The following is a 22,621-nucleotide window of genomic DNA, read 5'->3' on the forward strand; positions in this document are numbered from 1 at the left end:
GGAATGCAACAACGCCGGGCATGCCCGGCGTCGCGCGGTTATTCTTCGTCGCCTTCGCGACGCTTTTCGGCGGCCACGGTATCGGGCAGGTCGCGCAGCAGGTTGTCGATGCGCTCGCCACGATCGACCGAGTCGTCGTAATGGAAATGCAGCTCCGGCACATGCCGCAGCTTCATCGCGCGTGCCAGCTCCATGCGCAGGCCCCAGGCCAGTTCCTTCAGGCCCTTCATGGCTTCAACCGAACGTTCCGGCATCAGCGCGGTGACGAACACCTTGGCGTGGGCCATGTCGCGGGTGATTTCCACGTCGGACACGCTCACCGAGGGCAACCCGTGCTCGCGCACAGCGTTGTGCACCAGGGTGCCGAGTTCACGGCGCAGCTGGGCGGAGACACGGTCGGTTCGATGGAAAGTCTTGGGCACGCGGCAGGCTCTTGATTCGATTGTGGCCCGACCGAGGTCAGGCCCTATAGTTTACGGGATGAAACGAGACCGGCCCGTGAGGGCCGGTCCGTCGCAGCATTACAGGGTGCGCGGCACTTCGATACGCTCGAAGCACTCGATCTGGTCACCCGGCTTGACGTCGTTGTAAGCCTTCACCGCGATACCACACTCGGTACCGTTGCGGACTTCCTCGACGTTTTCCTTGAAGCGGCGCAGCGATTCCAGCTCGCCTTCGAAGATCACCACGCTGTCGCGCAGGACACGGATCGGCTTGTTGCGCTTGACCACACCCTCGATGACCATGCTGCCGGCGACGGCACCCAGCTTGGAGCTGCGGAAGACATCGCGGACCTCGGCGATACCGATGATCTCTTCGCGGATCTCCACGCCCAGCAGACCGGAGGCCACCTGCTTCACCTGATCGATCACGTCATAGATGATCGAGAAGTAACGCAGGTCCACGCCGTTGGATTCGATGATGCGACGGGCCGAAGCATCCGCACGCACGTTGAAGCCGATGACGGTGGCCTTCGAAGCGGCGGCCGAATTGGCGTCCGACTCGGTGATGCCGCCCACGCCGGAGTGGATCACGTTGATGCGGATGTCGTCGTTGGACAACGCCACCAGGGCCTGGCTCAACGCCTGCACCGAACCCTGCACGTCGGCCTTGATGACCAGGTTGAGGACCTGCTGGCCCTCGCCCTTGCCCAGCGTCGCCATGATGTCTTCCATGCGGCTGCCAGCGGTGGCGACCAGGCGCGATTCACGGCGCTTGGTCTCACGCTGCTGGGCAACGTCCTTGGCCAGACGCTCGTCGTCGACGACGACGAAGTCGTCACCGGCTTCCGGCACGCCGGACAGGCCCAGGACCTGCACCGGGATGGACGGACCCGCGAACTCCGGCTGCTTGCCGGTTTCGTCGAACAGCGCACGCACGCGGCCGTACTGGATACCGCACACCAGGTAATCGCCCTTCTTCAGGCGGCCCTGCTGCACCAGCACCGTCGCGATCGGGCCACGGCCCTTGTCCAGCGACGATTCGATGACCACGCCGTTGGCACGACCCTCGTCGACCGCCTTCAGTTCCAGCAGCTCAGCCTGGACCGAAACAGCTTCCAGCAGATCGTCGATGCCCAGGCCGGTCTTGGCCGAGATTTCCACCATCTGGGTGTCGCCACCGAAGTCTTCGGCCACGACCTGCTCGGACAGCAGTTCGTTCTTGACCCGCATCGGGTCGGCGCCGGACTTGTCGATCTTGTTGATCGCCACGATCAGCGGCACACCCGCCGAACGGGCGTGCTGGATCGCTTCCTTGGTCTGCGGCATGACGCCATCATCGGCCGCCACGACCAGAACCACGATGTCGGTCAGCTTGGCACCGCGGGCACGCATCGAGGTGAACGCGGCGTGGCCCGGGGTATCCAGGAAGCTGATGACGCCCTTCGGCGTTTCAACGTGGTACGCACCGATATGCTGGGTGATGCCGCCGGCTTCGCCGGTGGCGACCTTGGTGCGACGGATGTAATCCAGCAACGAGGTCTTGCCGTGGTCGACGTGGCCCATGATGGTGACCACCGGCGGACGCTGCACGGCCTCGCCCTTGTTCTCACCCGCCGATGCCAACAGCGCGTCTTCGGCGTCGTTGTCGCTGGCGCGGATCGCCTTGTGGCCCAGTTCTTCGGTGACCAGTGCCGCGGTGTCGTGGTCGATGGACTGGGTGATGGTGGCCATCACGCCCATCTTGAACAGCGCCTTCACCACCTCGCCGCCCTTCAGCGCGAGCTTCTGCGCCAGGTCGGCTACGGTGATGGTGTCGCCGATCGCCACTTCACGCACGACCGGTGCGGTCGGACGCTCGAAGGCGTGCGGGCCGGAGTTGCCACCGCCGCGCGACATGTCGCGACGGCCGGATGTCGGACGGCTGCCCGGACGACCACGGTTGTTGCTGTTGTTGCTGTTGCCACGGCGCGCACGATCGGCGGCGGACAGGTGCATCTGACCGGCAAAGCGGTCACCCGGTCCACGCTCGTTGCGCGGCGCGTTGCGGTTGTTGCGGTCGTCGCTGCGCGGCGGCGCTGCACTACGCGGAGCAGCCGGGGCTGCGGCCGGAGCGCGCGGCGGGCGCGGCGCGGTTTCATCGATCGGAGCACGCACCTTGGGCTTGTTGGCAGCCAGGGCCTCGGCAGCCTTGGCGGCAACCGCAGCTTCCTCGGCCGCCTTCTTCTCGGCCTCGGCACGCTCCTTGGCAGCGACTTCTTCCTCGCGTGCACGGACGATGGCCTCGTCACGCAGGCGGTCCTTCTCGGCCAGTGCCTGCTGCTCGGCAAGGTTGCGCGCGCGCGACTCTTCCAGCTTGCGCAGGATGTCGGCACGCTCTTCGTCCGGGGTCATCGCGCGACCACCATCGGCCTTGACGTAGGTGCGCTTCTGGCGCACTTCCACGTTCACGGTTGTCTTGCTGCGACCGGAACTGACCGTCACTTCTTGTTGCTTGCGACGGTTGAGGGTGATCTTCTTGGCAGACTGATCAGTCTCTTCCGGGGCCTGCTCGGGCTTGCCGTGCGAGCGACGAAGGAAGCCCAGGAGCTTCACTTTCTCGGAGCTGGTCACGACCTGATCGGGACCGCTGAACTTCATGCCGGCACCAGCCAGCTGTTCCAGCAGTTTTTCGACCGGTGTATTGACCAGTTCAGCAAGCTTGCGGATGGTGGTTTGCTGCGACATTCGGATCCTATGATCTTGTGGGCGCCCCCCCGCATCTGGAGGTGGCGCGGATTCTACGCCCTGATCGGCTCAGGGCCCTGTTCATTGCCGGCTCATTCGCCGCGTTCCAGTCGGGCGATTTCCTCGGCACGCGCGGCCAGGATCAGCGCCGCGGCGCGCTCCTGGTCCAGCCCTTCAATGCCGAAGTCCATGACCTCGTCGGCGGCCAGGTCGGACAAGTCCTCGCTGGTACGCACGCCGTGGCCGGCCAACGCATATGCGGTGGCTTCGTCCATGCCCTCCAGGGACAGCAGGTCCTGCGCCGGCTGGCCCTCCTCCAGGCCTTCCTCGACTGCCAGGGCCTCATTGAGCAGCGCATCGCGGGCACGTGCGCGCAGCTCTTCGACGATGTCTTCGTCGAAACCTTCCACGGCCAGCAGTTCGCCGACCGGTACATATGCAATTTCCTCGACCGTGCCGAAGCCTTCGCTGACCAGGATGCCAGCGATTTCCTCGTCCACTTCCAGCTTGTCCATGAAGAGCTGGCGGGCCGAAGCCTGCTCGGCTTCCGACTTGGCGGTCACCTGGTCCTGGGTCATCACGTTGAGCTGCCATCCGGTCAGGCGGCTGGCCAGGCGCACGTTCTGGCCGCCCTTGCCGATCGCCTGGGCCAGGCGGTCTTCAGCAACAGCCAGGTCCATCGAATGCTTGTCTTCATCGACGATGATCGACTGCACTTCGGCCGGCGCCATCGCGTTGATGACGAAGTTGGCCGGGTTCTCGTTCCACAGGACGATGTCCACGCGCTCGCCGTTGAGCTCGTTGGACACGGCCTGCACGCGCGAACCACGCATGCCGATGCAGGCGCCGATCGGATCGGTGCGCTGGTCGTGGGCCAGCACGGCGATCTTGGCGCGGTCGCCCGGATCGCGGGCACAGGCCTTGATTTCCACCAGGCCCTGGCCGACTTCCGGCACTTCCAGCTTGAACAGCTCGATCATGAATTCCGGCGCAGCGCGGCTGATGAACAGCTGCGGGCCACGCGGCTCCGAACGCACTTCGGCCAGGTAACCGCGGACGCGGTCGCCGGCACGCAGGACATCACGCGGAATGCCCTTGTCCTTCGGAATGAAACCTTCAGCGTTGCCGCCAAGGTCGACATAGATGTTGCCGCGCTCGGCGCGCTTGACCACACCGGTGATCAGCTCGCCCACACGGTCGGCCCACGCATCGACAACCTGCTGGCGCTCGGCTTCGCGCACGCGCTGCACGATCACCTGCTTGGCGGCCTGGGCGGCGATGCGACCGAAGTCGGGGTTCTCGATCTGCTCTTCGATGTAATCGCCGACGTCCACGCCTTCGGCTTCGTCGATCGCGTCCATCAGGCGGATCTGGCGATCCGGCGATTCCATCACCACGTCATCGGCCACCACTTCCCAGCGGCGGTAGGTTTCGTAGTTGCCATCCTTGTGATCGATGACCACGCGGGTCAGCACTTCCTCGTCGGGATAGCGCTTCTTCGCTGCCGAGGCCAGGGCGGCCTCGATGGCATCGAAGATCACTTCACGCGGCACGCCCTTCTCGTTGGCGACCGCGTCCACTACCAGCAACAGTTCCTTGCTCATTGGCTCACTCCGCGCGCGGCTTCTTTGCCGCCGGCTCGTTGGAAGAAGAATTCTTGTTCGGCTTCGGACGCTTCGGTGCCGGACCGGTCGGCTTGCTCGGGGCCAGCCCCAGCGCCACCCAGTCAGGCATGATCCGCGCCTTGTCGATGTTGTCGGCCGACACCACCAGTGCGGTGTTGTCGACGATGAAGGTGATGCTGCCCTGCGCCTCGTCGATCGCGTCGATGCGACCCTGCAGGCGGCGGCGGTTTTCCTGCGGCAGTTTCAGGGTGACCTTGGCCGATTCGCCGAGGTGACGACCGAACTGCTCCAGGTTGAACAGCGGGCGATCCACGCCCGGCGAGGACACTTCCAGCGTGTAATTGCCGCTGATCGGGTCCTCGACGTCCATCTGTGCGGAGACTTCGCGGCTTACCCGCTCACAGTCGTCCACATTGATGATGCGCTCCGGCTGTTCCGCCAGCGGCACGTCGATGTAAAGGCGAAGGGTCGCACCGCCGGGGGCCGGCAGATACTCAACGCCCAGCAGCTCCAGGCCCAGCGACACAACGGTCGGGGCGAGCAGATTCGCGATGTCGGTTGCCTTGTCGCTCACAGCCTGCCTTGATCTCTTGGTTGGGTGCCGGCCGTGGCCAGCATGGAAACATCACGCCCCGAAAACGACGAAGGGCCCGCTGGGCCCCTTTTCCGGAAAGACTCCGGTGACTGGATTCCGGTTGCAACGCGCTGAACAAGCGTGTTGCGGCCCTCCTTCCGGGTGGATCTCCGATGGGGAGCGCCGCCGTCAGGGGTACTTCTAGGCCGCTGATGATAGCCCCTGCACCGCTCTGGTGCAAGGCTGCGGCCGTGCTGAAACGCTCCGCTGCGCTCCCCGGGCATGGCCCGGCGGATCGGCGGAAGCGCCAAAGAAAAACGCCTTCGAAGCAGAACTTCGAAGGCGCATTCTTTACTTGGTAGCGGGGGCAGGATTTGAACCTGCGACCTTCGGGTTATGAGCCCGACGAGCTGCCAGACTGCTCCACCCCGCATCATAAGCGGAATTATGAGGGGTAACTTCAAAACCTGCAAGCTTTTCCTCATTCATCGAAAAGGTTGGCGCCGATTCGATGTGTTGGTAGCGGGGGCAGGATTTGAACCTGCGACCTTCGGGTTATGAGCCCGACGAGCTGCCAGACTGCTCCACCCCGCACCGGAAGTGTTTGAACCGCTGCCCCACTCTGACGAGGGAGGCGCTCCGCAACGATGTTCTGGCTGAACCGCTGCAGTGACAACTCAAGCTGCGTATATTACACGAATCGCGCAGCTTTGTGTCAACTTTTATGCAAGATGCGCAAATGCCTGCTGGCACCAGACCATGATCGGGTTCCAAGCCAGGCCCAGCGCCAGCAATGCCAGTGCGTTCACGCCCAGCACCACACCCAGCACGCGGTCCTTGCTGCGCGGCATGGCCTCGCCCACCGGCTCATCGAAGTACATGACCTTGATGACACGCAGGTAGTAGAAGCAGCCGACCACCGCGCACAGCACGCCCAGGATCGCCAGCCACAGCAGGCCGCCGTTGATGGCGGCGCCGAGCACGGCCAGCTTGGTCCAGAAACCGAGGAACGGCGGGATGCCTGCCAGCGACGCCATGATGCACAGCACGAGGCCGGCCATCCACGGGTTGCGGGCATTCAGGCCCTTGAAGTCCTCGATGTTCTCGGCCTCGAAGCCGGCGCGCGACAGCGCGATGATCGCGCCGAAGGCGGCGGTCGACATGATCGCGTAGGCCAGGGCGTAGAACAGCGCCGCCGCATAACCCTGCGAACCGCCACCGGCGATGCCCATCAGCAGGAAGCCGATATGCGAGACCGTGGAGAACGCCAGCATGCGCTTGAGGTTGCTCTGCGCGATGGCCATCAGGTTGCCGATCACCAGCGAGACCGCGGCCAGGCCTGCGATCAGCAGCTGCAGTTCGGTCGACAGCGGGCCCACGCCCATTTCAAGCAGGCGGTAGGCCATGCCGAAGGCAGCCAGCTTCGGTGCCGAGCTGATGAACAGCGCGATCGGTGCCGGAGCACCCTGGTACACGTCCGGCAGCCACATGTGGAACGGTGCGGCACCCAGCTTGAAGGCAACACCGGCAATCATGAATACCGCGCCGGTGATCAGCAGCACGCGCTCTTCCGAGTGCGGGATGGCGGCCTGGATGGCATCCAGGTGCAGGCTGCCGGTGGCGCCGTAGATCAGCGACATGCCGTACAGCAGCAGACCCGAGGCCAGCGAGCCGAGGACGATGTACTTCATCGCCGCTTCCGAGGCCAGGCCGTTCTCACGGTTGCTGGCGACCAGTGCGTAGGAGCACAGGGCCAGCAGTTCCAGGCCCAGGTACACCATCAGCAGGCTGCCTGCGGAGACCAGGATCATCATGCCGGCGGTGCCGAACAGGATCAGCACCGGAATCTCACCCTGGAACAGCTTGCGCTCGCGCAGGTAGCCCCAGCCGTAGATCAGGGTCAGGCCGCTGAGCAGCACGATCCCGGTCTTCATCACGTCCGCGGCGGTATCGCGCACGAACATGCCATGGAAGACCTCCCCCTGCCCGCCCACGCCGGTGGCCAGCATGAACAGCACCACGGCCAGTGCGGCGACCGAGAACAGGTGGGTGACGATCTTGTTCCGCTCGCTGACGAACAGGTCGAGGATCATCAGGGCGAAGGCGCTGCCGATCAGCACCAGCTCGGGAGCGAGCGGTGGCAGGTCAGCGGCGGTCAGTGGCAGCAGCGGCGAGGTGGTCATCATCAAATCCTGGAATTACAGCAACTTGCTGGATGCGATCTGCATCGCCAGCTTTGCGATCGAGGGCTCCATCAGGTCGGTCAGCGGCTTGGGGTAGATGCCCAGGGCCAGCACGCCAATGGCGAACACGCCCAGCACCAGCCATTCGCGGCCGTTGATGTCCTTCAGTTCGGCGACGTGGCTGTTGGCCACCTCACCGAAGAAGATTCGCTTGTACAGCCACAGGGTGTAGGCCGCACCGATGATCAGGGTGGTGGCCGCGCCCAGGGCGATCCACGGGTTCCGCTGGAACGCCGACAGGATGACCATGAATTCACCGACGAAACCACTGGTACCCGGCAGGCCCGCGTTGGCCATGAAGAACAGCATGGCGAAGGTGGCGAACCAGGGCATCACGTTGACCACGCCGCCGTAATCGGCGATGCGGCGGCTGTGCATGCGGTCGTACAGCACGCCGACGCAGGAGAACATCGCGCCGGACACGAAGCCGTGCGAGATCATCTGCACCATGGCGCCCTGCAGGCCCAGGCGGGCCGCATCGACGTTGCCGGCTTCACGCACCAGCCACAGGGCGATGAAGGTGCCCAGGGTGACGAAGCCCATGTGCGCGATCGACGAATAGGCGATCAGCTTCTTCATGTCGTCCTGCACCAGGGCGACCAGGCCGACGTAGATCACCGCGATCAGCGACAGTGCGATGACCAGCCATGCCCATTCCTGCGATGCATCGGGGACGATCGGCAGGTTGAAGCGCAGGAAGCCGTAGCCACCGATCTTCAGCGCGATGGCGGCCAGGATCACCGAACCGGCGGTCGGCGCTTCCACGTGCGCGTCCGGCAGCCAGGTGTGCACCGGGAACATCGGCACCTTGACCGCGAACGCGATCAGGAAGGCGAAGAAGATCCAGGTCTGTTCCTTGCCCGACAGCTGCAGTGCATACAGGTCGGCCAGCTGGAAGCTGCCCCCCTTCATGTACAGGTAGATCAGCGCCACCAGCATCAGCACCGAGCCGAGGAAGGTGTACAGGAAGAACTTCAGCGCGGCGTAGATGCGGCGCGGGCCGCCCCAGACACCGATGATCAGGAACATCGGGATCAGCATCGCCTCGAAGAACACGTAGAACAGCATCGCGTCCGTGGCCGAGAAGATACCGACGGTGACACCTTCCAGGATCAGGAAGGCGGCCACGTACTGGTTCACGCGCTTGTCGATCGCGCTCCAGGCACCGATCAGTGCGAGCACGCTGACCAGCGTGGTCAGCAGGATCAGCGCTACGGCGATGCCGTCCACGCCCAGGTTGTAGCCGATGTTGTAGGTCGGGATCCAGGCGTGGGTCTCGACGAACTGCAGCGCGTCGATGCCCGGGTTGTAGCCGCCCAGCAGCGAGAGACTCGCCACGAAGGTCAGCACCGCGACGCCCAGCGACGCCCAGCGGGCGGTCTGCGCATCACGGATCGCAAGGATCAGGGCACCGCCGAGGATCGGCAGCCAGATGAGGACACTGAGTAGAGGCCAGTTCGACACGTCTTCTTATTCCGTACAGGTCATCAACGCAGGTAATGCATCAGCACGCCCAGGAGGGCAATCAGGCCGATGATCATCGCGAAGGCGTAGTGATAGAGGAAACCGGATTGGGTACGGCGCAGCACGCTGGCTGCGACGTCCACAACACGTGCCGAGAGATTGACCACGCCGTCGACGATGTTGCTGTCGATCCAGCGCGAGACCTTGCCCAGCTTGACGCTGCCACCGGCGAGGCCATCGATCCACAGCTTGTCGAAGCCGTACTTGTTTTCCAGCACGGACACCACCGGAGCAAAGGCCTTGCGCGCCTTGCCCGACAGGTCCGGCTTCCACAGGTAGAACAACGCAGCCAGCAGGAAGCCTGCCAGGGTCAGCCAGAACGGCGGCAGCATCATGCCGTGCAGCGCGAACGCCACCGGACCATGGAACTCCTCGCCCAGGAAGGCCACGGTGTTCTTGGCCGGATCGTAGAAATCGACGATGCCGGTGAAGAACGTGTTGACCTGGCCCTTGATCGCCTCGTGGGCGTGGTGACCGGCCCAGTCGGTGCCGTGCAGCATCGGACCGATGCTGAAGAAACCGATGGCGATCGACGGGATGGCCAGCAGGATCAGCGGCAGCGTCACCACCCACGGCGTTTCATGCGGTTCGTGCGGACCGTGGCCGTGGCCGTGGTCGTCATGCGCGTCGGCATGGTGTGCGTCGGCGGCATGGTGGTCGTCATGACCATGGCCGTGATCATCGTGTGCATCGCGGAAGCGTTCCTTGCCGTGGAAGGTCAGGAACAGCAGGCGGAAGCTGTAGAAGCTGGTCACCAGCACGCCACCCAGCACCGCCCAGTAGCCATAGGTGGCCACCCAGCTGTCCTGCATGTGGGCATGGATCTCGGCGGCCTCGATGATGGTGTCCTTCGAGTAGAAGCCGGAGAAGAACGGCGTACCGACCAGGGCCAGAGTGCCGATCCACATGGTGATGAAGGTGATCGGCATGTACTTGCGCAGGCCGCCCATCTTGCGCATGTCCTGCTCGTGGTGCATCGCGATGATGACCGAGCCGGCACCGAGGAACAGCAGCGCCTTGAAGAAGGCATGGGTCATCAGGTGGAACACGGCAGCGGAGTACGCCGACACACCCAGCGCCACGGTCATGTAACCCAGCTGCGACAGCGTGGAGTACGCGACGACGCGCTTGATGTCGTTCTGCACGATGCCGATCAGGCCGGTGAAGAACGCGGTGGTGGCACCGATGAACAGGATGAAGTTCAACGCGGTCTGCGACAGCTCGAACAACGGCGACATGCGGGTGACCATGAAGATACCGGCGGTCACCATCGTCGCAGCGTGGATCAGCGCCGAGATCGGGGTCGGGCCTTCCATCGAATCCGGCAGCCACACGTGCAGCGGAACCTGCGCCGACTTGCCCATGGCGCCGATGAACAGGCCGATGCAGATGACGGTGGCGATCGACCAGATCACCGGCTCGTTGAGCAGCTGCATGCCGAACATGGTGCCGTCCCAGATCTGCAGCTGTGCGCGCGGGTCGGCGAGCATGCCAGCCTGCGAGAACACCTGCGAGTAATCCAGGGTACCGAACACCCACAACACACCGGCGATGCCCAGCAGGAAGCCGAAGTCACCGACGCGGTTGACCAGGAACGCCTTCATGTTGGCGAAGATCGCGGTCGGGCGCTTGAACCAGAAGCCGATCAGCAGGTATGACACCAGGCCCACTGCTTCCCAGCCGAAGAACAGCTGCAGGAAGTTGTTGCTCATCACCAGGGTGAGCATCGAGAAGGTGAACAGCGAGATGTAGCTGAAGAACCGCTGGTAACCCGGATCGTCCTGCATGTAGCCGATCGTGTAGATGTGGACCAGCAGCGACACGAAGGTCACCACCACCATCATCATCGCGGTCAGCTTGTCGACCATGAAACCGACATGGGCCGAGTACTGGCCGACTTCGAAGAACGTGTACAGGTTCTCGTTGAACGGCTGCGCCCCGCCCCACAGCAGCTGGTAGAGCGTGTGCATCGACAGGCCGCAGGCAACGGCGACACCGAGGATGGTGATGGTCTGCGCACCGAAGCGCTTGACCTGGCGACCGAACAGGCCGGCGATGATGCTGCCGAACAGCGGTGCAAGCACCACTGCGATCAACAGACTCTTGGAGAGAGTGATTTCCATCTGTGGATCAGCCCTTCAACGAATCGACTTCGCCGACATTGATCGTTCGGCGTGTACGGAACAGGGTCACCAGGATCGCCAGGCCGATGGCGGCCTCGGCTGCGGCGACGGTCAGGATGAAGAACACGAACAGCTGACCGGACGGATCACCCAACTGACGCGAGAACGCGACGAAATTGACGTTCACCGACAGCAGCATCAGTTCGATCGACATCAACAGGACGATGACGTTCTTCCTGTTGAGGAAGATACCGGCCAGGCTGATGGCGAACAGCACCGCGCCGAGCGCAAGCATGTGGCCAAGGGTAATCACGGCTGGGTCTCCTCGCCGGCAACCGGCTTGCTGTTGCTGTGCACGACCGGCACTTCGGCGCCCATCTTGACCATGCGCAGGCGGTCGCCCGCCTTGACCATGGTCTGCTCACCCGGGTTCTGGCTCTTTACACCGGTACGACGACGCAGGGTCAGCATTACCGCGGCCACCACGGCCACGGTCAGGATGACGGCAGCGAACTCGAACGGCAGCAGGTATTCAGTGAACAGCGTGCGGGCCAGCCAGGTGACATTGGAGCTGTCTGCAGCGACCGCAGCGGCGTTGTCGGCCGGGAACGGAGTGACCGCCCTGCCCTTCACGCCGATCAGGGTCAGCATCTGCACCAGCATCGCCACGGCAACGATGAGGCCGACCGGCAGGTAGCGCACCCAGCCTTCACGCATCTTCGTAGGATCGATGTCCAGCATCATCACCACGAACAGGAACAGCACCATCACCGCACCGACGTAGACCAGCACCAGCGCAACACCGAGGAACTCGGCGCCGACCAGCAGCCACACGCAGGCGATGGAGAAGAAGGTCAGCACCAGGCACAGGACAGCATGCACGGGGTTGCGCACGCTGATCACCGCACCGGCCGAAACCGTTGCCGCGATGGCGAAGACCCAGAAAGCGATATTTACCCAATCCATCTCTCGACCTCAGCGGTAAGCGGCATCGGCGGCACGACGCTCGGCGATCTCGGATTCGAGACGGTCGCCCAGGGCCAGCAGCTGCGGCTTGGTAACGATGTTTTCGCCACGATTCTCGAAGTGGTACTCGAGGATGTGGGTTTCGACGATCGAGTCCACCGGGCAGCTTTCCTCACAGAAGCCGCAGAAGATGCACTTGAACAGATCGATGTCGTAGCGCGTGGTACGGCGGGTGCCGTCCTCGCGCTTGGCCGAATCGATGGTGATGGCCAATGCCGGGCACACCGCTTCGCACAGCTTGCAGGCGATGCAGCGCTCTTCACCGTTTGGATAACGGCGCAGGGCGTGCAGGCCACGGAAGCGCGGCGACTGCGGGAACTTCTCCATCGGGTACATCATCGTGTACTTCGGCTTGAAGCTGTACTTCAGCGTCAGCCAGAGACCGGCAAGCAGTTCGAGCAGCAGCAGGCTCTTGAAGTAATGGGTAATCCTGTTCATCACTTAGACGCCCTTTTGAATCACGCCGAAGAACACCATGACGGCGGTAACCGCAATCCACAGAATGGCCAGCGGGATGAAGACCTTCCAGCCCAGGCGCATGATCTGGTCATAGCGGAAGCGCGGGAAGCTGGCACGGAACCAGATGTAGGCACTGGCGAAGAAGAACACCTTGACGAACAGCCACGGTGCGCCGCCCTTCCAGATCCAGTCGACCAGCGGCGAGACGTTGCCGAAGTCGACCCAGCCCTGGATCGGGCTCAGCCAGCCGCCGAGGAAGAAGATCGAGATCAGGAAGCTGATCAGGATCATGTTCGCGTATTCGGCCAGGAAGAACAGGGCGAAGGCACCGCCGGAGTATTCGACCATGTGGCCGGCGACGATTTCCGACTCACCTTCCACCACGTCGAACGGCGCGCGGTTGGTTTCAGCCACGCCCGACACCCAGTAGATGACGAACAGCGGGAACAGCGGGATCAGGAACCAGTCGAAGAAGCCGGAGCTGCCAGCCTGCGCCGTCACGATGTTGCTCAGGTTCAGGCTGCCCGCAGCGATCATCACGCCGACCAGGGCGAAGCCCATGGCGATTTCGTAGCTGATCATCTGCGCCGAGGCACGCATGGCACCGAGGAATGCGTACTTCGAGTTGGATGCCCAACCAGCCAGGATGATGCCGTAGATGCCCAGCGAGGTCATCGCCAGCAGGTACAGCAGGCCGGCGTTGGCGTTGGAGAGCACGATCTGCGAATCGAAGGGCACCACCGACCAGGCCGCAAAGGCCGGGGCCAGGGTGATCAGCGGCGCCAGCAGGAAGATCGCCTTGTTGGCGCTGCTCGGCTGCAGGACTTCCTTGAACAGCAGCTTGAAGACGTCGGCGAAGGCCTGGAAGATGCCCATGCCCACATACATCGGGCCGTGGCGGACGTGCATCCAGCCGATCAGCTTGCGTTCCCAGACCACGTAGAAGGCCACCGAGACGATCACCGGAACGGTGATCACCAGGATCTTCAGGATGATCCAGATCAGCGCGCCGATGTCACCGAGGCCAAGCAGCCACTGGTGCAGCGGATCGACCGCGTTAATCAGCAATTCGTTCATGCAGCCACCACCGAAACACGAGCGGCACCCAGCGGCGCGGTTGCGCCGTGGCCCGATTCAATCCATACCGAACCCGCAGCGACGCGGGCGTCGACCACCACCGGCAGGGTGGCCTTGCCGGCATCGGTGCCGACCTTGGCCATCTGCCCTTCCTGCAGCTGCAGGCGAGCGGCGTCTTCAGCGTTCAGCACGATGCGCGGCGCGTTGTTGAGCGGATGCGACTGCAGCGCCGGGGCGCGACGGACCACCGCATCGGTGCGGTAGATCGCGGCGGTCGAAGCCACTTCCAGGCCTTCACCGGCAACCACCGGCTGCGCCGAAGCGGCAACGGTGACCGACACCGGGGCCAGGCTGGCACGCAGGCCGGCCAGGTCGGTGAAGTCGAAACCGGCCAGCGCCATGTCGCCGCCCAGTGCGCGCAGCACGCGCCAGCCCTCACGGGCCTCGCCCGGCAGCTTGCCGCCGGCACGTGCCGACTGCTCGCGACCATCGAGGTTGGTCAGGGTGGCATCGATTTCCGGCAGCGCACCGATCGGCAGGATCACGTCGGCAACGTCGCGGGTCGAGGCGCAGGCGAAGTGGCTGAAGGCCACCACCTGTGCGCCGAGCAGCGCCTTGCGCGCGGCCGGAGCATCGGCGAAGTCCAGGCCCGGTTCCAGGCCGTAGACCACGTAGGCCTTGCGCGGATCGGCCAGCATCGCGGCGACGTCCTTGCCGGCCGGCAGCACGCCGGCGCGGGTCAGGCCGATCGCGTTGGCGCCCTGCGGGATACGGCACAGCTTGGCACCGGTGGCCGCGGCGAAATCACGCGCAGCGGCGCGGATCGCGGCAGCCTGCGGGTGGTTCTCGGCGATGCCACCGACGATCAGCACGGTGTTGGTACCGCCCTGCACCGCCGAGCGCAGCTCGGCGTTGGCCAGCGCGTCGACGAACTTCGACGGTGCGACGATCTGCTTGCCGGCAACGCTGAACGCGAAGTCGAAGTCGACCGGGTTGACGACGTGGATCTTCGCGCCGTTGGTCGTCTGCGCCTTGCGCAGTCGAGCGTGCAGCAGCGGCAGTTCGTGGCGGATGTTGCTGCCCAGAACGACGATGCGGTCGGCGCCTTCGATCTCGGCCAGCGGCAGGCCGAACACTTCGGCAGTGGCGGCATCGGAGAAGTCGCGGTTGTTGATGCGGTGGTCGATGTTGCTCGAACCCAGGCCAGTAGCCAGGCGTGCCAGCAGTGCGCCCTCTTCGTTCGAGGTCGACGGGTGCACCAGCACGCCCAGGTTGTCGCCCTGGTTGGCCTTGAGGATCTCGGCGGCCGCGGCCAGGCCTTCGGCCCAGCTCACTTCCTTCCACTCGCCATTGACCTTGCGCAGCGGCTTGACCGCACGGTCTTCGCTGTACAGGCCCTGGTGCGAATAACGGTCACGATCGGACAGCCAGCACTCGTTGACCGACTCGTTGTCGCGCGGCACGGTGCGCAGCACTTCGCCGCGACGCACGTGCAGGAACAGGTTCGAGCCCATCGCGTCGTGGTAGCCCAGCGATTCGCGCGCGGTCAGTTCCCACGGACGGGCGCGGAACTGGAACACCTTGTTGGTCAGCGCACCGACCGGGCACACGTCAACCACGTTGCCCGAAAGTTCGGTGGTCAGCGGCTTGCCGTCGTAGGTGCCGATCTGCAGGTTCTCACCGCGGTACATGCCACCCAGTTCATAGGTACCGGCCACATCGGCGGTGAAGCGCACGCAGCGGGTGCACTGGATGCAGCGGGTCATCTCGGTGGCGACCAGCGGGCCCATGTCCTCGTCCGCCACCACGCGCTTGCGCTCGTTGAAGCGGCTGACCGAACGGCCGTAGCCCAGCGACACGTCCTGCAGCTCGCACTCGCCGCCCTGATCACAGATCGGGCAATCCAGCGGGTGGTTGATCAGCAGGAACTCCATCACCGAGCGCTGGAACTTCAGCGCCTTCTCACTGCGGGTGGCGACCTTCATGCCGTCCATCACCGGCGTGGCACAGGCCGGCGCCGGCTTCGGCGACTTTTCCACGTCGACCAGGCACATGCGGCAGTTGGCAGCGATCGGCAGCTTCTCGTGGTAGCAGAAGCGCGGAATCGAAATGCCCGCCTTGTCGGCAGCCTGGATGATCATCGAACCCTTGGGCACGACCAGCGACTTGCCATCGATCTCGATGGTGACGTGGTCCGGTGGCACGCTCGGATTTATGGGTTGCGCGCTCATGCAGCGGCTGCCTCCACCTTCTTGCCGTCAACCATCGAATGACCGTTGACGATGTAGTACTCGAATTCGTCCCAGAACTGGCGCAGGAAGCCCTGGATGGGCCACGCCGCCGCTTCGCCGAACGCACAGATGGTGTGACCTTCGATCTGACCGGCCACGGTCTTCAACTGGTGCAGGTCCTCCATCGTGGCCTTGCCGGCAACGATGCGCTCCAGCACACGGTGCATCCAGCCGGTACCTTCGCGGCACGGGGTGCACTGGCCACAGGATTCCTTGTGGAAGAACTGGCTGATGCGGCAAGCAAACTTGACGCAGCAGACGCTGTCATCCAGCACCACGACCGCACCGGAACCCAGGCCGGAGCCCAGCGCACGGATGGTGTCGTAGTCCATCGGCAGGCCCTTCAACTCGGCCGCGGTCAGCACCGGCATGGACACGCCGCCCGGGATCGCGCCCTTGAGCTTGCGGCCCGGCTTGAGGCCGCCAGCCATTTCCAGCAGGTCGTCGAAGGTGGTACCGAGCGGTACTTCGAAGTTGCCGCCCTTCTGCACGCAGCCGGACACCGAGAAGCACTTCGGGCCGCCATTGGCGGTCAGGCTCAGGCCCTTGAACCACTCGGGACCATTGCGGATGATCGCCGGCACCGAACCATAGGTTTCGGTGTTGTTGATCGTCGACGGCTTGCCATACAGACCGAAGTTGGCCGGGAACGGCGGCTTGTAGCGCGGCTGGCCCTTCTTGCCTTCCAGCGATTCCATCAGCGCGGTTTCTTCGCCGCAGATGTAGGCGCCGGCACCGAGGGCGCCGTAGATATCGATATCCACGCCCGAGCCCATCACGTTCTTGCCCAGCCAGCCGTTTGCATAGGCGTCGGCCAGGGCCTGCTCGAAGTGCTCGAACGGCTCGTGGTGGAACTCACCGCGCAGGTAGTTGTAACCCACGGTGGAACCGGTGGCGTAGCAGGCGATCGCCATGCCTTCCACCACCGAATGCGGGTTGTAACGCAGGATGTCGCGATCCTTGCAGGTGCCCGGCTCGGATTCATCCGAGTTGCAGAGGATGTACTTCTGCACGTTGCCCTTGGGCATGAAGGACCACTTCAGGCCGGTCGGGAAACCAGCGCCACCACGGCCACGCAGGCCCGAGGCCTTGACCATTTCGATGACCTGCTCCGGCGGGATCTTCTCTTCGAGGATCTTGCGCAGGGCAGCGTAACCACCGGTCTTCAGATAGCTTTCGTACGACCACGGGGTGTCGTAATGCAGGGTGGTGTAGACCACCTGGTGCGGCAGCGGCGCGGGGCCGACCGGACCCTTGGATTCGTGGTGATGTGCCATGCCCTTACTCCAGCCCGTCCAGAAGCTCGTCGACCTTTTCCAGGGTCAGACGCTCATGGTAGTGACCATTGATGACCATCATCGGTGCACCCGCGCAGCCGGCCAGGCACTCTTCCTCACGCTTGAGGTAGACGCGGCCGTCAGCGGTCGACTGACCGTTCTTGATGCCCAGCTTCTTCTCGCAATGGCGCACGATGTCTTCGGCGCCATTGAGCCAGCAGCTGATGTTCGTGCAGATGGCCACGTTGTTGCGGCCCACCTTCTCGGTCTCAAACATCGAGTAGAAGCTGGCGACCTCGTAGGCCCACACGGGCGGCAGGTCCAGGTACTTGGCCACGCCGGCGATCAGCTCGTCGGTCAGCCAGCCCTGGTTCTGCTCCTGGGCAGCATGCAGACCCTGCAGCACGGCAGAGCGCTTGCGGTCCGGCGGGAACTTGGACAGCCAGTGATCGATGTGAGCGCGGGTTTTGTCGCTCAACACCACCATCGGGTCGACGTCGCGCGCCGCCTCGAAATTACCTGTCGCCTTCATCGGCCGACCTCAGCGAAATGCATAACGTGAAATTGCAGAAACTGCGGCGCCGGCTTGCGCCGGCTGCCTGCAGCGGGCGTTGGCGTGGCGGACGGCATTACCGGTCGACCTCGCCGAACACCAGATCGTAGGTGCCGATCATCGCCACCACGTCGGCCAGCATGTGGCCGCGCACGATCGAATCGATCGAGGACAGGTGGGCGAAGCCCGGCGCACGGAGGTGTACGCGGAACGGCTTGTTGGCGCCATCGGAAACCAGGTAGCAGCCGAATTCGCCCTTGGGCGCTTCAACCGCGGCGTAGGTCTCGCCGGCCGGCACGCAATAGCCTTCACTGAACAGCTTGAAGTGGTGGATCAGCGCTTCCATGTCGTCCTTCATGTCCTCGCGCTTGGGCGGAGCGACCTTGAAGTTCTTGACCATGACCGGGCCGGGGTTGGCCTTCAGCCACGCCACGCACTGCTTGATGATGCGGTTGGACTCGCGCATTTCCGCCACGCGGCACAGGTAGCGATCGTAGCAATCGCCTTCCTTGCCCAGCGGGATGTCGAAATCGACGGCATCGTACTTCGCGTACGGACGCTTCTTGCGCAGATCCCAGGCAACGCCCGAGCCACGCAGCATCACGCCGGTCATGCCCCACTGGTGGGCCAGTTCCGGAGTGACCACGCCGATGCCAACGGTGCGCTGCTTCCAGATACGGTTATCGGTCAGCAGGGTCTCGTATTCGTCGACACGACCCGGGAATTCATTGGTGAAGTTCTCCAGGAAGTCCAGCAGCGAACCTTCGCGCGAGGCGTTGAGGTTCTTCAGAGCCTTGCCCTTGTGCCAGCGCGATTCCTTGTACTTCGGCATGTGGTCCGGCAGGTCGCGGTAAACGCCGCCCGGACGGTAGTACGCCGCGTGCATGCGCGCACCGGAGACCGCTTCGTAGCAGTCCATCAGCTCTTCGCGCTCGCGGAAGGCGTACAGCATCACCGCCATCGCACCCAGGTCGAGGGCGTTGGAGCCCAGCCACATCAGGTGGTTCAGGATGCGGGTGATCTCGTCGAACATCGTACGGATGTACTGCGCACGCTCCGGCGCCTCGATGCCCATCAGGGTCTCGATCGAGCGCACGTAGGCGTGCTCGTTGCACATCATCGACACGTAATCCAGGCGATCCATGTAGCCGATCGACTGGTTGAACGGCTTGGACTCGGCCAGCTTCTCGGTGCCCCGGTGCAGCAGACCCACGTGCGGGTCGGCACGCATGATGGTCTCACCGTCCATTTCCAGGATCAGGCGCAGCACACCGTGCGCGGCCGGATGCTGCGGGCCGAAGTTCATGGTGTAGTTGCGGATTTCCTGCCGGCTTTCGGCAGCATTGCTGGCGAATGCTTCGCCGGCCTGGTGTACGTGACTCACTTCACTGCCTCCTGCGAGCGCTCGCCGGCAGCGGTCTGCAGGCGGGCGTCGTCGCGGATCACGCGCGGCACGCCGACACGCGGCTCCACCGAGGTGACCGGTTCGTAGATGACGCGCTTCTTTTCTTCGTCGTAGCGGACTTCGACGTTGCCGATCAGCGGGAAGTCCTTGCGGAACGGATGGCCGACGAAACCGTAGTCGGTCAGGATCCGGCGCAGGTCCGGGTGACCTTCGAAGATCACGCCATACAGGTCGAACGCTTCGCGCTCGAACCAGTTCAGGCCCGGCCAGATGCTGGTCAGCGAGGACACCACCGGCAGCGCTTCGTCAGGAGCGAAGCAGCGCAGGTGCATCATCAGGTTGTGCTGGTACGAACGCAGCTGTGCGACCACGGCAAAGCGCTGGGTCGGCATGTGCTGCGGGCGGGCACCGTCGGCGCTCTCTTCGCTGGGGAATTCGCCCCAGGCGAAGCGGCCCTGGGCCTTGCCTTCGACACCACGGCTGAAGCCCTGCGAGGACACGTCGGCGGTGTCCCATTCATCGGAGCCATAACCGAGGTAATCGACGCCGCAGAGGTCCACGGCCTGCTCGAAACCAAACTCGTCACGCAGCGCGAGGGCGGTGGCGTGCCACTCAGCGGCAGGCACTTCCAGCGTCACTTCGCCGCGGGGTTCGACCACGATGACCTTCGCACCTGCGAAACGTGCGGAGAGTCGGTCGATGAAGGATGCTTGCTCTGCCATGGGGGCTTGGCGCGCTCTTGTCAGGTGAAGGGGTCAGCGGGCGATGGTCTGTGTACGCCAGATCTTCTTCTGCAGCTGCAGGATCCCGTACACCAGCGCCTCGGCGGTCGGCGGGCAGCCCGGGACATAGATGTCCACCGGCACCACGCGATCACAGCCGCGCACCACAGAATAGGAGTAGTGGTAGTAACCACCGCCGTTGGCGCAGCTGCCCATGGAGATCACCCACTTGGGGTCGGGCATCTGGTCATAGACCTTGCGCAGCGCCGGGGCCATCTTGTTGACCAGGGTGCCGGCGACGATCATCACGTCGGACTGACGCGGCGACGGGCGGAACACCACGCCGTAGCGGTCAAGGTCCAGGCGCGCCGCACCTGCGTGCATCATTTCGACCGCACAGCAGGCCAGACCAAAGGTCATGGGCCACATCGAACCGGTACGTGCCCAGTTCAGCAGGGCATCGACGCTGGTGGTGACAAAGCCTTTTTCCAGCAGCGGGTTGTCGCCTTCCGGCCGCAGGATGTCGTCAACCCGCCCTTCCGGGACAGGATTGGTCATCAGGCCATCGAGAGTCTGAATCACTCCCATTCCAGCGCTCCCTTCTTCCAGACATAAATGAAACCGAGGAACAGCATGCCGACGAACAGACCCATGGTGACGAGCGAACGCGCGCCCAGCTCCATGAAGACCTGCGTCCACGGCACGATGAAGATGATTTCCAGGTCGAAGACGATGAACTGGATCGCGATCAGGTAGTAGCGCACGTCGAACTTCATACGTGCGTCTTCGAAGGCTTCGAAGCCGCACTCGTACGGCGACAGCTTTTCCAGATCGGGGCGGCGGGGACCGAGGAATCGACCAACCAGCATCAGCGTAATGCCGATACCGGTGGCAACGATCAGAAACAGCAGAGACGGCAAATATTCGGCCAGCACAGCGATTCTCTCTTGCCTCTGCCGCTGCGCCTGCAGGCGCTTTGGCATGGGGGAGTGGACGGGAATCTGCCTGGCGCCTTGCGCGCCAGACCAACCCGCTTTACTTACTAAATGGTGCCCAAGAGGGGACTCGAACCCCTACGACCTAAGTCGCTACCACCTCAAGGTAGTGCGTCTACCAATTCCGCCACCTGGGCAAACGATCACATCAGACTATTTTCCCGATGCGCCGCGTATTGTAACCGGCTTCAGTCTTTCTGGGAGCCTTCCGAAGGCTTTTCTTCACCAGAAACCGAAGATTCCGCCTGAGCCGGCACAGTTGCGGCCGGAACCGGGGCGGCCGGGACCGCATCAGCCTTGGGAACGGCCGGCAATTCGCCCGCCGGAGCGGCCGGAGCACTAGCCGCCGGGGCGGACATCAGGCCCAGATCCTGATCGGCGGCCGGGCGGTTGCCGTGGCCGGCGTACCAGGCCATGAAGAGGCTGATGCCGAAGAACACCACGGCCAGCCACTTGGTCGACTTGGACAGGAAGTTGGACGCGCCACGCGCACCGAACACGGTCCCCGAGGCGCCAGCGCCAAAGCCCGAACCTGCTGCCGCACCCGAGCCACGCTGCATCAGGATCAGCGCGACCATGGCCACGGCAACCAGCACGTAGACGACATTGAGGATCAACATCAGCATTGGAAATCCGCCCTCGGACTAGAGTGCCGGCGGCTAGCCGGCAACCGTAACTAATTGTTTGCCGCCGCCTCTGCGATGGCCAGGAAGTCGGCGGCCACCAGGGAGGCGCCACCAACCAGCCCACCATCGACATCCGGCTGCGCGAACAGTTCCCCGGCATTGTCGGGCTTCACGCTACCGCCGTAAACAATGGGCAGTGAATCAGCAATTCTAGCATCGATGCGCGCGACTTCGCCACGAATGAACATGTGCACCTGCTGCGCCTGCTCCTTGGTTGCGGTACGGCCGGTTCCGATTGCCCAGACCGGCTCGTAGGCGACCACGGCATTGGCGAAGCCCTCCGCCCCGACGAGCTCGATCACCGGAGCCAGCTGGCTGGCGATGACCGCCTCGGTCTGCCCAGCCTCACGCTGCTCAAGGGTTTCACCGACGCACAGCACCGGCACCAGGCCGGCGTGCAGGGCGGCAGCGAACTTGCGCGCGACCAGCTCACTGCTCTCGTTGTGGTACTGGCGGCGCTCGGAGTGACCGACCAGACCATAGCGGGCGCCGACCTCGTGCAGCATGGCCGCACACACCTCGCCGGTGTAGGCGCCCTTCTCATTGCTGCTGACGTCCTGTGCACCAAAGGCCAGGCCGGTGCCGCCAAAGTCTTCGACCAGTTCACCCAGGTAGGGCATCGGCGGCAGGATCACCACCTCCACCCCGCGCTTCGGCAGTCCGGCAGCGACCTGCCCCAGCAGTTCGGTGGCGAATTGACGGCTGCCGTGCAGCTTCCAGTTTCCAGCGACGATCTTGCGGCGCATGAGCGGGTGGCTCCTGTGTGAACTCAGCCGCCCATGATACCTGTTGCGGCAAAAAACCGTTTCTTTGTAAGCGGTTACATGGGTTTTCAGCGAACGGCGCAGCCCCTCGTGGCGGGGGTGGTGTTTGG

20 protein-coding genes and 3 tRNA genes are annotated in these 22,621 nt (G+C 63.9%); all 23 read right to left on the reverse strand.

Annotated elements, in window-relative coordinates; translation table 11 throughout:
- Nucleotides 1–38 precede the first annotated feature (38 nt).
- Nucleotides 39–422, reverse strand: coding sequence for a 30S ribosome-binding factor RbfA (gene rbfA, locus WKB25_RS18575; protein WP_089236289.1), 384 nt, complete (start codon nt 420–422; stop codon nt 39–41).
- Between the two features lie 99 nt (nt 423–521).
- Nucleotides 522–3,167, reverse strand: a complete 2,646-nt coding sequence (gene infB / locus WKB25_RS18580) for a translation initiation factor IF-2 (RefSeq protein WP_340572251.1) — start codon at nt 3,165–3,167, stop codon at nt 522–524.
- Between the two features lie 92 nt (nt 3,168–3,259).
- Nucleotides 3,260–4,771, reverse strand: a complete 1,512-nt coding sequence (gene nusA, locus WKB25_RS18585) for a transcription termination factor NusA (protein ID WP_340572253.1) — start codon at nt 4,769–4,771, stop codon at nt 3,260–3,262.
- A gap of 4 nt (nt 4,772–4,775) precedes the next feature.
- The gene (gene rimP, locus WKB25_RS18590) at nt 4,776–5,366 is read right to left on the reverse strand and encodes a ribosome maturation factor RimP (protein ID WP_089236292.1); all 591 of its coding nucleotides are present in this window, start codon (nt 5,364–5,366) and stop codon (nt 4,776–4,778) included.
- A 356-nt stretch (nt 5,367–5,722) separates the two neighbouring features.
- A tRNA-Met gene (locus WKB25_RS18595) sits at nt 5,723–5,799 on the reverse strand.
- 84 nt (nt 5,800–5,883) lie between these two features.
- Nucleotides 5,884–5,960 (reverse strand) — tRNA-Met (locus WKB25_RS18600).
- A 128-nt stretch (nt 5,961–6,088) separates the two neighbouring features.
- Nucleotides 6,089–7,549, reverse strand: coding sequence for an NADH-quinone oxidoreductase subunit NuoN (nuoN, locus tag WKB25_RS18605; RefSeq protein WP_340572255.1), 1,461 nt, complete (start codon nt 7,547–7,549; stop codon nt 6,089–6,091).
- 15 nt (nt 7,550–7,564) lie between these two features.
- On the reverse strand, nt 7,565–9,073 hold the full coding sequence (locus WKB25_RS18610) for an NADH-quinone oxidoreductase subunit M (RefSeq protein WP_312108567.1): 1,509 nt from the start codon (nt 9,071–9,073) through the stop codon (nt 7,565–7,567).
- A 23-nt stretch (nt 9,074–9,096) separates the two neighbouring features.
- Nucleotides 9,097–11,256 (reverse strand): NADH-quinone oxidoreductase subunit L, encoded by a 2,160-nt coding sequence (nuoL, locus tag WKB25_RS18615; protein ID WP_340572260.1) that lies wholly within the window; start codon nt 11,254–11,256, stop codon nt 9,097–9,099.
- A 7-nt stretch (nt 11,257–11,263) separates the two neighbouring features.
- A complete protein-coding gene (gene nuoK, locus WKB25_RS18620; RefSeq protein WP_006381125.1) occupies nt 11,264–11,569 on the reverse strand; it encodes an NADH-quinone oxidoreductase subunit NuoK in 306 nt (101 codons plus the stop codon).
- Complete coding sequence (locus tag WKB25_RS18625) at nt 11,566–12,222, reverse strand: NADH-quinone oxidoreductase subunit J (RefSeq protein WP_340572262.1); 657 nt, start codon at nt 12,220–12,222, stop codon at nt 11,566–11,568. The genes nuoK and WKB25_RS18625 overlap by 4 nt, the downstream gene beginning before the upstream one ends.
- A 9-nt stretch (nt 12,223–12,231) precedes the next feature.
- A complete protein-coding gene (nuoI, locus tag WKB25_RS18630; RefSeq protein WP_005417924.1) occupies nt 12,232–12,720 on the reverse strand; it encodes an NADH-quinone oxidoreductase subunit NuoI in 489 nt (162 codons plus the stop codon).
- A gap of 3 nt (nt 12,721–12,723) precedes the next feature.
- Nucleotides 12,724–13,818 carry an NADH-quinone oxidoreductase subunit NuoH gene (gene nuoH, locus WKB25_RS18635; RefSeq protein WP_340572264.1) on the reverse strand — a complete coding sequence of 365 codons (1,095 nt, stop codon included), beginning with the start codon at nt 13,816–13,818 and terminating at the stop codon, nt 12,724–12,726.
- A complete protein-coding gene (gene nuoG, locus WKB25_RS18640; protein WP_340572266.1) occupies nt 13,815–16,049 on the reverse strand; it encodes an NADH-quinone oxidoreductase subunit NuoG in 2,235 nt (744 codons plus the stop codon). The genes nuoH and nuoG overlap by 4 nt, the downstream gene beginning before the upstream one ends.
- Nucleotides 16,046–17,386 (reverse strand): NADH-quinone oxidoreductase subunit NuoF, encoded by a 1,341-nt coding sequence (gene nuoF / locus WKB25_RS18645; protein WP_176020088.1) that lies wholly within the window; start codon nt 17,384–17,386, stop codon nt 16,046–16,048. Before nuoF ends, nuoG begins: the two co-directional genes overlap by 4 nt.
- Nucleotides 17,387–17,390: 4 nt before the next feature.
- Nucleotides 17,391–17,918, reverse strand: coding sequence for an NADH-quinone oxidoreductase subunit NuoE (gene nuoE, locus WKB25_RS18650; RefSeq protein WP_025876204.1), 528 nt, complete (start codon nt 17,916–17,918; stop codon nt 17,391–17,393).
- Between the two features lie 97 nt (nt 17,919–18,015).
- Nucleotides 18,016–19,323, reverse strand: coding sequence for an NADH-quinone oxidoreductase subunit D (locus tag WKB25_RS18655; RefSeq protein ID WP_025876202.1), 1,308 nt, complete (start codon nt 19,321–19,323; stop codon nt 18,016–18,018).
- Nucleotides 19,320–20,066, reverse strand: a complete 747-nt coding sequence (locus WKB25_RS18660; protein WP_025876200.1) for an NADH-quinone oxidoreductase subunit C — start codon at nt 20,064–20,066, stop codon at nt 19,320–19,322. The genes WKB25_RS18655 and WKB25_RS18660 overlap by 4 nt, the downstream gene beginning before the upstream one ends.
- 33 nt (nt 20,067–20,099) lie before the next feature.
- Complete coding sequence (locus WKB25_RS18665) at nt 20,100–20,654, reverse strand: NADH-quinone oxidoreductase subunit B (protein ID WP_089236302.1); 555 nt, start codon at nt 20,652–20,654, stop codon at nt 20,100–20,102.
- Nucleotides 20,645–21,001, reverse strand: coding sequence for an NADH-quinone oxidoreductase subunit A (locus WKB25_RS18670; protein ID WP_005414075.1), 357 nt, complete (start codon nt 20,999–21,001; stop codon nt 20,645–20,647). The genes WKB25_RS18665 and WKB25_RS18670 overlap by 10 nt, the downstream gene beginning before the upstream one ends.
- Nucleotides 21,002–21,113: 112 nt before the next feature.
- Nucleotides 21,114–21,198 (reverse strand) — tRNA-Leu (locus WKB25_RS18675).
- Between the two features lie 51 nt (nt 21,199–21,249).
- Nucleotides 21,250–21,687 (reverse strand): preprotein translocase subunit SecG, encoded by a 438-nt coding sequence (gene secG, locus WKB25_RS18680; protein WP_025876192.1) that lies wholly within the window; start codon nt 21,685–21,687, stop codon nt 21,250–21,252.
- 50 nt (nt 21,688–21,737) lie between these two features.
- Nucleotides 21,738–22,493 (reverse strand): triose-phosphate isomerase, encoded by a 756-nt coding sequence (tpiA, locus tag WKB25_RS18685; RefSeq protein WP_340572272.1) that lies wholly within the window; start codon nt 22,491–22,493, stop codon nt 21,738–21,740.
- Nucleotides 22,494–22,621 lie beyond the last annotated feature (128 nt).

The sequence above is a fragment of the Stenotrophomonas sp. G106K1 genome (genome assembly GCF_037969685.1).
Classification (GTDB): Bacteria; Pseudomonadota; Gammaproteobacteria; order Xanthomonadales; family Xanthomonadaceae; genus Stenotrophomonas; species Stenotrophomonas lactitubi.